We start from the raw sequence: 9,964 nt of genomic DNA, 5'->3' as shown, positions 1-9,964 counted from the left end.
AAGAAATCAACTGTCCGAAAACGGATTTACTAGAAAAATATGTACTTTTACTCATCGTTTTTTTTGTTTTGCAACTCTAAATTACGATAAGTTTTAAGAAGCCATTAATTTGGCTTCTTTTTTATTTTGTTTTATCGGACAACAATGAATTTTATTATTAATATTATTAATTTCATTGGCATTAAAAAAATGGATTTTTGAAGTTAATCGTAAACGACGTCGTGATTATTATCGAAATGATTATTTGAAATCTGATGCTTGGCAACGTAAACGTTATGTAGTAATGAAAAGAGACAATTGGCTTTGTGTCTACTGTGGTGCAAAAGCTACCCAAGTTCATCATAATAGATATGCAAAATATAACATTGGTAAAGAACCGATAGAATGGCTAGTTTCAATTTGTAATTCTTGTCATGAAAAGCAACATAAATAACAACATAAAACCCAGCACTTCCTAGTCTCTAAACTTCCAATCAATAAACCCAACCTTAATTATCTTACTGCACTGAATGGTTTAAAAAAATAACTTCGCTGTAACTCGACCTGGCTCTGAACAGTTATCCGACACATAAGCCAACACAAAGTTTTAAAGTATTTTCCACCGCACAAACCAACACGAAAGGCAAAAGCAAAAGAGCGAAATATCCGTAATTCTTTCACTAGTTCTCTTATAGTGTGTGAATTATACAATTCATTTCAAAAGTTGTGTAATACATATTCCATTATAAATATCGAACTTTGTTTAGTTATTGCCAAATGTTAACATATCATTTTCCGCTCTTCGCTACCGCAAAACACTACTTGACAAGTATCTTTATTTGACATATGATATGATAAAGGATAATTTAACACAGCAATCAGACAATTATTAGGATTGCAAGTTTAATCACAGATTTTACGAACTCTGAAATATTTTATTTACTATGAATTTCACACTAAAAGTTTGGAGACAACGAAATAACACAGAAATTGGGAAACTTGTTACCTACAAGATAAGCGATATAGCTGCTGAAATGTCTTTCCTTGAAATGTTTGATGTACTGAATCAACAACTCATTCTTAAACGAGAAGTGCCTGTTGCTTTTGATCACGATTGCCGAGAAGGTATTTGTGGGACGTGTAGTATGTACATCAACGGACGTCCTGGAGGACCTAATAAACTTACAACTACTTGCCAGCTTTACATGCGTTCCTTTAAGGATGGCGATACCATTACAATAGAGCCATGGCGTGCGAAAGCATTTCCAGTTATAAAAGATCTGGTTGTAGACCGCTCTGCCTTTGACCGAATTATTGAAGCAGCCGGTTACATTTCAGTAAATACAGGTGCAGCACAAGATGCAAATAACATACTTGTTCCTAAATCTGATGCTGAAACGGCGTTCGAAAATGCGGTCTGCATAGGATGCGGTGCTTGTGTTGCAGTTTGCAAAAATGCTTCAGCTGTACTGTTTGTTTCTGCCAAAGTATCTCATCTAGCATCGCTTCCGCAAGGACAACCAGAGCGATCAATGCGAGTACAAAGAATGGTTGCTCAAATGGATAAGGAAGGATTTGGTAGTTGTTCCAATACTGGTGCATGCGAGGCAGTTTGCCCAAAGGGCATCACGCTAGTCAGCATCGCCCGCATGAACAGAGAATTAAAAATCGCTAATTTAAAGTGATAAATTAAATTACCAGGTAAAGCCTGTTTAACTAAAATCACATCGTTCTGTTTAATATTTGCACCAATAAAATGAAAAGTCTTCTTGTAGGAGTTTAAAAAGTTCAGATATTTTTAAGTACTATTTAAAAATCAAAAAATGAGACATAAAAGTTTTCAAAGAACTATCGCAGCACTTTCGGCATGTGCAATAGAATGTAACTATAGTGCAAGTGCAAGTTTGGATTTGAATGAGGTTGAGACTAAGATGCTAAGTCACTCTATACGTTTGCAGCGTGATTGTGCAGCAGTTTGTGATTTAGCAATGCAAACATTGGCTGGTGGAACAGAGTTCGTACGACAAATTACTAAACTTTGTCACGAGATTTGTCAAGTATGTGCAGAGGAGTGCGAAAAATATTCCTACATGGAGCACTGCAAAAGATGTGCAGAAGCATGTAGGGCGTGTGCAGTGGAATGTTGCGGCTTGAGCCAAATGTAACTAGCAATATTAAACAAACTCTTAAAATTAATGAAGGTTATATACCCCAATAAATTAAATCATAAAAATAAAATATCATGAAAACACGTATTGTAAAAATAAAATCAGTTGATAAAGTCACTCCGGATGTATTGAAAATTGTTACCGATAAACCTCCGCAGTATAACTTTACACCAGGACAAGCCACCGAAATTTCAATAAATAAAGAAGGATGGGAGGATAAAAAAAGACCATTTACTTTTACTTGCCTTCCCGATAACGATTATCTTGAATTTACCATCAAAACATATCCTGATCATAAAGGGGTAACCAACGAGCTTTTACAATTAAAAAAGAATGATGAGTTGATTTTGCATGATGTCTTTGGAGCAATTGCATACAAAGGTGAGGGTGTATTTATTGCGGGAGGAGCAGGAGTTACTCCGTTTATATCTATTTTCAGACATCTTCAATCAAAAAATGAAATTGCGAATAACAAGCTCATTTTTGCCAATAAAACAAAAGCCGATATTATACTTGAAGAAGAATTTAATACATTATTAGGCAATAACTTCATCAATATTTTATCGGATGAAAAGGTGAATGGGTATGCGAATGGGCGAATTACTGAAGAGCTTATAAAAACAAGCAGCGAAGGATTAAACAAAATATTTTATGTATGTGGACCTCCGCCAATGATGGATGCGATAGAAAAACAATTAGCGAATTTGCAGGTAAGTGAAAAATCAATCATCAAAGAAGCATTTTAAATCAGCACATTATTTATCTACAATATCAAACAAAATACAAATTAACCGAATGAAAGACAAAGAGATAGCACCCGAAAAAGTAAATATGAAGACTTTAGTCTACGTTCTTGGTCATTTAACCTCGTTAGGATTTGAAACCCAATTCAAAGTCACAGAACAAGGGTTATCTTCATTGACGACAAAAAAAATATTTCAGTCAGATGAGGTTGAGGTGGTTCACTTTTATCGTTTTGAAGGTGAATCAGACCCTGATGACAATGCAATTCTTTATGCCATTATAACCAACGATAGAGAAAAAGGAACTTTGGCAGATGCTTATGGTATATATAACGATACCAAGATTACAAATTTTATGCAATCAGTAAGAATGCGGTGTACTAAATGAAAAGAGTAATTTGAAAGAATAAATAAAACCAGCCACCAACCCCCATAACACGCGAATCCTTTCACGTGCTAATTAAACCTAATAGCCGAACATCGAGAGTTAGAATTAGCGAATTTATTGGAGAAGAAATTTTGTAAAATTGCCATTTGTTAACAACAGCTTCTAAAAATGGTGAATTACATGATAGATTGATACTTACCGTTCGAATTATATTTATCTTGGCATAAAGAACTCAGTTCGCTTTGATCAGCGACTGATGGTTACAAGCGAAACGTAGGCAGCAACCTTCCTAAAAATCTACATAAAAAGAACTAACGTTTGAAGTAAATTTGCAATTTTGAAAAAAAAAGAAAAATGGACTTGCAAACTAGAAAACTAAACTTCATTCAAGAGTTTCTCAAATTAGAAAGTGAGAAGACGGTCTCTCATTTAGAAAAACTGTTACAGAAAGAAACCGATAATAATTCTGAATTGAAACCAATGACAGTGAAAGAGTTTCAGAAAAGAATTGATTAATCTACTGAAGATTCTAAAATGGAAGGTTGACTGAAAGCAGCAAATTAATTTTTGAAATAGAGAAATGGAGTTAGAAGTTTACTGGAATGATTTTTCTAAAAAAACTCTAAATATATTCGATTACTACAATGAAAATGCAAGGATAAATGTTGCCAAAAATCTTGTTATTGGATTTATAAACCAGGCTGTAAAACTTAAAAAGCAACCAAAAATTGGAAAAGAAAGACTAATAAATCTTTTATACCATTTCAAAACAAACCTATCACCCGCACTCTAAACCGAAATAGCTGACAAACGAACAAGCGTAACACAACTAGAAACCATTATTGATTTTGCCAACACACTCAAAGACGCAAACGTAACCCATAAAGGTTTCAAAGGAACCCGAACAGCAATAGCCACCGAAGTCATCATCCGTTCTACGAAGTCTCATATCTTCGCAGAAACTTAGCTTTCGCCGTTACCCCACAAAACCGCTCAAACTCCAATCCTTTCGTGTGGTTTCATTCAAATAATGAGTTTTAAAATTAATCCCTAATCATAACATAAATCAATGTAAAAATTATATGATTAATTCAATCTAGATTTGAAGATATTGTTCAAAAAACCGTATGTAAACTAGCCATTCCCTATCGAGGGTAACGACCATTTATATTTTATGGCAAATAATCGGATAGAAATAATGACCAAAATCGTAACTAAATATTGTACATCTTTATTAAACTCAAAATATTTTAATCCAAAGAAAAGCAATCCGCCAATAATACAAATCGTGGCATAAATTTCTCTTCTAAAAATAATGGGTATTTCATTGCACAAAATATCGCGAATAACACCCCCAAAACACGCAGTCATGGTTCCTAACGCAATACAAATAACAGGATGCAAACCAATGGCAATTCCTTTTTCTAATCCAATTAACGTAAAAACACCAAGCCCAATGGTGTCAAATAAAAATAAAGATTTTCGGAGTCTATCCAATTTTTTTCTAAAAACCAACGCCAAGAAAAAACCAAAAATTATCATGTAGACATACAAAATGTTTTGCATCCACATCACAGGCGTCTGCCCAATCAACACATCACGAAGCGTTCCTCCTCCGACAGCAGTGACAAAAGCAATGATAAAAACGCCAAAAGGATCTAATTTTTTGTGAAATGCAGTTAGCACGCCCGATATGGCGAAGGCAACTGTTCCGATAATATCAAGTAAATGAAACATTTTTTTAGATTTTAGGTTGGGGGTTTTAGGTTGTAGGTTGGAGGTTGGAGGTTGGAGGTTGTGGGTTGTAGGTTGTGGGTTTTAGGTTATGGGTATAAACTTTTGACTTTCAACTTTCGACTCACATATTCTGTGTATAAAAATTATAATCTTTTAAAACGGTTCGAATAAAATCGGTGTCATTTCCGGAGGTGTTTTTTATTCCGGTTACTTCTTCAATTTTTGTTCGCAATTTTATCAAGGTTTTATAATCTCTTTTTACAACGGCATTTTGAAAGGTTTCCTTGATAATTCGAGCGTCGTTATCGCTCAATTTAATCACTAACGGATAAGTCGGCACATAAGCTTGATCTATTTCTTCTAAAATAGTATGGTTAATATTGATGTTATTTTTTAGACTAATCACGGCTGTTCCCGCAACCATATCGCCTAAACGTTGCGTTTTTTTGCTCGTAATCATTGCGATTAAGCCAATCATACTTCCGCTTAAATTAATATCGATAATTCTAAAAAGCCAACGCATAATATAATCACCAAATGATGCTTGATATCCATCAATTTTAACCACTTTTGTTTTTAGTAAACGCTTTCCTAAGGTTTGACCTTCTAATAAACTTTCAAAAAGTAACGAATAAAAAAGTACGGGCGAATAAAAAATGACAACCACGGCATAATACGACCAAGTATCGAGTCCTGCCATTCGCTGATTGAAGCCTAGACTGTAAAAAACAATTCCCCAAACTACTACGAAGTAGGCTGATTTTATCAGTAAATCAACCAAATAAGCCAACATTCTATCGGCCACAGAAGCCGCTGTAAAATTTATATTCACATTTTGGGTAGTCGTAATGGATAATTCTGACATATTTTATATTTTAGCAAACGATGAGAGAAGTCGCCTTCATAAAGCAAAATAAAGAAAAATGGCTTGAATTTGAACAAGCTATTTTTGGTAAAGCTAACAAAAATCCGGATGAAATGGCTAGTTTATATATCCATTTGGTCAACGATTTGTCGTATGCACAAACCTATTACCCTAAAAGTAAGACGGTTGTGTATTTAAATCATCTTGCTTCGCAAATTTATCAAAAAATATATAAAACCAAACGAACCGAACAAAACCGAATTCTTTATTTTTTTTCGGAAGAAGTGCCTTTAATCGTTTATCAATACCGCCGCTACTTGGTTTATGCTTTTGTACTCTTTTTTTTGTGCACCGGCATAGGCGTGCTCTCCGCTAAATATGATTTAGACTTTGTTCGACTGATTTTAGGCGATGAGTATGTAAACATGACCTTAGCGAACATCAAAGACGGAAACCCTGTCGCCGTCTATAAAAGCGGAAGCAATTGGGGCGGATTTATTGCCATCACCATGAATAATTTGTATGTTGGGGTGCAATGTTTTATTTGGGGAATTTTTCTCGGGATTGGAACATTTTACATCATGCTTCAAAACTGCATAATGTTGGGTTCGTTTCAGTACTTTTTCTATCAACAAGGCGTTTTTTGGGAAAGTGTACAAGGCATTTGGATTCATGGTTCGATGGAGATTTTTGCCATAGTGATTGAAACGGCAGCTGGATTTATTTTAGGAGCTTCCATCCTATTTCCAAAAACCTATTCGCGAATGAATTCGTTTAAAATAGGATTTAAAGACGGTTTAAAGATTTTTTTGAGCACCATTCCGTTTACCATTGCCGCAGGATTTTTAGAAGGATTTGTAACGCGTTATGCCCTAGAAATGCCCAATTGGCTGAATGTTTTTATCATCTTTGGAACGCTAAGTCTAATTTCGTTTTATTTCTTAGTTTTTCCGTTTATCGTCCATAAAAAAATGAAGGCTATTCACTCTAAAATTTAACCCATGTTTCAACTGTTTAAAAAACGAAAATTTAGCGATTATATCAGTGACACCTTTACTTTTTTTAAAGAAAACGGGAAGCATTTTCTAACCCATTATTTTATTATTAATGGTGCTCTTTTATTGATTTTATTGGTTTTAACCTATTTTTTATTTAAAGTTTATTTTGAAGTTATTTTCTCGAGTATCGGCACCAACGTTCCTAACTTTTTAGAAGATTATTTTAACAATAACATTGGATTAATCATTGGCATCTTTTTCTTTTTTATAATCGTTTTATTATTTGTTTCGCTAATTAGTTACAGTTATCCAATTATCTATTTACAGCTTTTTGCCAAAAATAAAGGGCCTCATTTTGCAACACGCGAAATGATTCAATTGCTAAAAGCCAAATTAGGAAAAATGATTCTCTTTTTTTTGGTGTTAATCGGATTGAGTTTAACCGTAGGTTTACTTATTATGGCGTTGCTTGTTGCGCTGTTTTTTGTGGTAATCGGAATTCCCCTTGCATTTATAATACTTCCTGCATTAATCGTTTTCATCCAAATGAGTTTTTATGACTATTTAAATGAAGAAATTGGCGTTTTTGAAGCTTTTGGAAGAGGATTAAAAAAACTCAAGCAAAACTTTTGGCCCATCACCGGCTCCACTATCGTGATGTATGTTATTATTCAAACCGTCAGTTCGATATTTATTGCGATTCCGTATATTTTTGGAATGATTCAACTGTTTACCGATGTACAAAGTTCAGGCAGTCCAGAAGCCGATTCGTTATCATTTTTCGGCATTATGATGGTTGTTGTCATGTGCATTAGTATTTTAGCCAGTTTTATTTTAAACAATATAATGGTGGTCAATTCAGGTATCATTTATTATAGTTTGCGAGATGAAAATGAAAATATATCCGTTTTAAGCGACATTGATTTAATTGGTACCGATGAGGAATAAAGGATTGTTACTTGTCTTTTTCTTTGCTTGTCTCCAGGTTTTGGGTCAAGATACGCTGGTTATGGAAACCGAAGCGTTTGAAAAAATAAAGTATACCGAAAGCGATATTCAAGTTGATACTTCTTTGGTTGAACAACGCACTTTTGAAACTACTTTTAAAGAAAAATACCAAGACGACGATTTTATTTATGAACAAAAAGTAAGCGAAACCAATTGGTGGGAACGGTTTAAAGAATGGTTAGCCGATTTTTTTAGACGATTGTTCAATTTCAGTAACGATACGGTTTCCATGCAGTTTGTTGAGATTTTGATTAAAGCAGTAGCCATTTTATTGCTCGTTTTTGTAATCTATTTAATTGTAAAATCGATTATGAATGGCGAAGGACAATGGATTTTCGGAAAATCATCGGATAAAAAAGTGATTAACTATGAAGAGATTGAAAAAAATATCCATTTAGTAGACTTTGAAAAACTGATTAAAGATACGCTGAAATCGGGTGAAATGCGATTGAGTATTCGCTATTATTACCTCTGGCTTTTGAAAAAAATGGCAGAAAAAAGCCTTATCGAATGGGATGTAGAAAAAACCAATACTGATTATCTTTATGAAATTAAAAATCTGGAGTTCAGAACTCAATTTGAGTATGTTTCCTATTTGTATGATTACATTTGGTATGGCGAATTTGAACTAGATGAAGTAACCTTTCAAAAAGCAAAGGCAGCTTTTGAAAAAACAATCCAATCCCTTTAGATGAATCGAACACTAAAAATATATGTAGCATTTTTGGTGGCACTTCTCGTGCTCATTATTGTGGTGGATGCCAATCGGCCAAAACCAATTAATTGGTCGCCTAGTTTTGACGTAAATGCTAAAATTCCGTTTGGATTATATGTGTTTGATACTGAAAAAGACACTTTTTTTAAAGGCGATACCCTTGAAACCATCAAGACCACACCGTATGAGTTTTTCGATTCGTTTTATGATTATGATACGTTGGTTAATTCCTATGAAATCAAAGGAACTTTTCTGGCAATTGCCGAAGATTATTTTATCGATCAATCCTCCACCGACGAATTGTTAACCTTTGTAGGTCATGGAAATACGGCTTTTTTAAGCATGTCTAATTTTTCAATCACGTTGGAAGATTCTCTAAAATTTGAATATAAAAATAAGTTTTTTCAGAACGAAATGACTGTTCAACTGAGTAATCCTTCGCTCGATACAACTTCTTATCCCATGAAAATTGGAGCAAATGGTTATTATTTTTCTAAATTTGATACGCTAACCACAACGGTTTTAGGTTATCAAAAAATCGAAAAAGAGCAACAAGTCAATTTCATCAAAGTTAATTATGGTGATGGTCAATTTTATTTGCATTTGCAACCCATGGCTTTTACGAATTACTATCTTCTAAAAGATAAAAATGCTGCGTATGCAGAACACGTTTTGTCTTACATCCCGAAAGGAAAATTGTTTTGGTATCCCAATCAAGTTAACAAATACGGTGTTTCAAATTCGCCACTCCGGTTTATTTTAAGCCATGAAAGTTTAAAATGGGCTTGGTATTTATTTTTACTCGGAATGATTATCTTTATGATTTTCAATGCTAAACGAAAACAACGTATTATTCCGATTATTAAACCGCTGGCCAATACAACGGTCGATTTTACCAAAACAATTGGAAATTTATATTTTCAAGAAGGGAATCATGATACGATAATGGAGAAGAAAATTATCTATTTTTTAGAAAAAATTAGACATGATTATTTGATTGACACACAAATTTTAGATGAAGAATTTATCAAGAAAGTAAACCAAAAAACAGGAAAAGAACGTCAATTAATTGAGAAAGTCGTGCTCTTGATTAAAAGACAACGCAAAACATTTAAAAGCTCTGAAGCGGATTTGGTGGAGTTGAATCGGGTGATTGAGAAGATTTTAGACACAACGAAATAATGAAGGGAAATGAATTTAGTAGGTGAAAGTTGTAGATGGAACATAAATTAATAAGTCAACTACGTCGAAATGAATATGTTATAATTGGATAAGGTTCTATAGGATGGAACGCGGATTGTGGGGATTTAAAAGATTCTCACCGATTTGTGGGTCGACTACGTCGAAATGGATAGATATGGAT

General features: G+C 33.9%; 12 protein-coding genes. 10 read left to right on the top strand and 2 right to left on the bottom strand.

Annotated elements, in window-relative coordinates:
* Positions 1-175: 175 nt before the first annotated feature.
* The 6 genes from PHR76_RS11925 (at position 176) to PHR76_RS11900 (ending at position 4,071) form a co-directional block, all read left to right on the top strand.
* A complete protein-coding gene (locus PHR76_RS11925) occupies positions 176-433 on the top strand; it encodes a hypothetical protein (RefSeq protein WP_300062937.1) in 258 nt (85 codons plus the stop codon).
* Between the two features lie 490 nt (positions 434-923).
* On the top strand, positions 924-1,664 hold the full coding sequence (locus tag PHR76_RS11920; RefSeq protein WP_300062934.1) for a succinate dehydrogenase/fumarate reductase iron-sulfur subunit: 741 nt from the start codon (positions 924-926) through the stop codon (positions 1,662-1,664).
* Between the two features lie 557 nt (positions 1,665-2,221).
* Positions 2,222-2,893, top strand: coding sequence for a flavodoxin reductase (locus tag PHR76_RS11915; protein WP_300062931.1), 672 nt, complete (start codon positions 2,222-2,224; stop codon positions 2,891-2,893).
* An 85-nt stretch (positions 2,894-2,978) separates the two neighbouring features.
* On the top strand, positions 2,979-3,278 hold the full coding sequence (locus PHR76_RS11910) for a phosphoribosylpyrophosphate synthetase (RefSeq protein ID WP_300062928.1): 300 nt from the start codon (positions 2,979-2,981) through the stop codon (positions 3,276-3,278).
* A gap of 354 nt (positions 3,279-3,632) precedes the next feature.
* Complete coding sequence (locus tag PHR76_RS11905) at positions 3,633-3,794, top strand: hypothetical protein (protein WP_300062925.1); 162 nt, start codon at positions 3,633-3,635, stop codon at positions 3,792-3,794.
* 64 nt (positions 3,795-3,858) lie between these two features.
* Positions 3,859-4,071 carry a hypothetical protein gene (locus PHR76_RS11900; RefSeq protein ID WP_300062922.1) on the top strand — a complete coding sequence of 71 codons (213 nt, stop codon included), beginning with the start codon at positions 3,859-3,861 and terminating at the stop codon, positions 4,069-4,071.
* 341 nt (positions 4,072-4,412) lie between these two features.
* Here the strand turns inward: PHR76_RS11900 and PHR76_RS11895 are convergent, their stop codons facing one another.
* A complete protein-coding gene (locus PHR76_RS11895) occupies positions 4,413-5,015 on the bottom strand; it encodes a trimeric intracellular cation channel family protein (protein WP_300062919.1) in 603 nt (200 codons plus the stop codon).
* Positions 5,016-5,136: 121 nt separating this feature from the next.
* Positions 5,137-5,880 carry an RDD family protein gene (locus PHR76_RS11890; protein ID WP_300062916.1) on the bottom strand — a complete coding sequence of 248 codons (744 nt, stop codon included), beginning with the start codon at positions 5,878-5,880 and terminating at the stop codon, positions 5,137-5,139.
* 20 nt (positions 5,881-5,900) lie between these two features.
* Here PHR76_RS11890 and PHR76_RS11885 point away from each other — a divergent pair, with 20 nt between their 5' ends.
* From PHR76_RS11885 to PHR76_RS11870, 4 genes are read left to right on the top strand one after another with little or no spacing between them, the layout of a single operon-like run.
* Positions 5,901-6,878 (top strand): stage II sporulation protein M, encoded by a 978-nt coding sequence (locus PHR76_RS11885; RefSeq protein ID WP_300062913.1) that lies wholly within the window; start codon positions 5,901-5,903, stop codon positions 6,876-6,878.
* 3 nt (positions 6,879-6,881) lie between these two features.
* On the top strand, positions 6,882-7,826 hold the full coding sequence (locus PHR76_RS11880; protein WP_300062910.1) for a hypothetical protein: 945 nt from the start codon (positions 6,882-6,884) through the stop codon (positions 7,824-7,826).
* Positions 7,816-8,577, top strand: coding sequence for a DUF4129 domain-containing protein (locus PHR76_RS11875; protein ID WP_300062907.1), 762 nt, complete (start codon positions 7,816-7,818; stop codon positions 8,575-8,577). The genes PHR76_RS11880 and PHR76_RS11875 overlap by 11 nt, the downstream gene beginning before the upstream one ends.
* Positions 8,578-9,783 carry a DUF4350 domain-containing protein gene (locus tag PHR76_RS11870; protein ID WP_300062904.1) on the top strand — a complete coding sequence of 402 codons (1,206 nt, stop codon included), beginning with the start codon at positions 8,578-8,580 and terminating at the stop codon, positions 9,781-9,783.
* Positions 9,784-9,964 lie beyond the last annotated feature (181 nt).

It is taken from the genome of Flavobacterium sp., from assembly GCF_028689845.1.
In the GTDB taxonomy this organism is placed as follows: domain Bacteria; phylum Bacteroidota; class Bacteroidia; order Flavobacteriales; family Flavobacteriaceae; genus Flavobacterium.
Note: the sequence above shows the minus strand (reverse complement) of the source record. Positions and strands in the feature narration are given on the sequence as shown.

What these genes read in the sequence shown, in the direction of transcription:
- PHR76_RS11920 (WP_300062934.1), top strand. Translation starts at nt 924, where the DNA reads ATGAATTTCACACTAAAAGTTTGGAGACAACGAAATAACACAGAAATT.
- PHR76_RS11915 (WP_300062931.1), top strand. Translation starts at nt 2,222, where the DNA reads ATGAAAACACGTATTGTAAAAATAAAATCAGTTGATAAAGTCACTCCG.
- PHR76_RS11910 (WP_300062928.1), top strand. Translation starts at nt 2,979, where the DNA reads ATGAAGACTTTAGTCTACGTTCTTGGTCATTTAACCTCGTTAGGATTT.
- PHR76_RS11905 (WP_300062925.1), top strand. Translation starts at nt 3,633, where the DNA reads ATGGACTTGCAAACTAGAAAACTAAACTTCATTCAAGAGTTTCTCAAA.
- PHR76_RS11900 (WP_300062922.1), top strand. Translation starts at nt 3,859, where the DNA reads ATGGAGTTAGAAGTTTACTGGAATGATTTTTCTAAAAAAACTCTAAAT.
- PHR76_RS11895 (WP_300062919.1), bottom strand. Translation starts at nt 5,015, where the DNA reads ATGTTTCATTTACTTGATATTATCGGAACAGTTGCCTTCGCCATATCG.
- PHR76_RS11890 (WP_300062916.1), bottom strand. Translation starts at nt 5,880, where the DNA reads ATGTCAGAATTATCCATTACGACTACCCAAAATGTGAATATAAATTTT.
- PHR76_RS11885 (WP_300062913.1), top strand. Translation starts at nt 5,901, where the DNA reads ATGAGAGAAGTCGCCTTCATAAAGCAAAATAAAGAAAAATGGCTTGAA.
- PHR76_RS11880 (WP_300062910.1), top strand. Translation starts at nt 6,882, where the DNA reads ATGTTTCAACTGTTTAAAAAACGAAAATTTAGCGATTATATCAGTGAC.
- PHR76_RS11875 (WP_300062907.1), top strand. Translation starts at nt 7,816, where the DNA reads ATGAGGAATAAAGGATTGTTACTTGTCTTTTTCTTTGCTTGTCTCCAG.
- PHR76_RS11870 (WP_300062904.1), top strand. Translation starts at nt 8,578, where the DNA reads ATGAATCGAACACTAAAAATATATGTAGCATTTTTGGTGGCACTTCTC.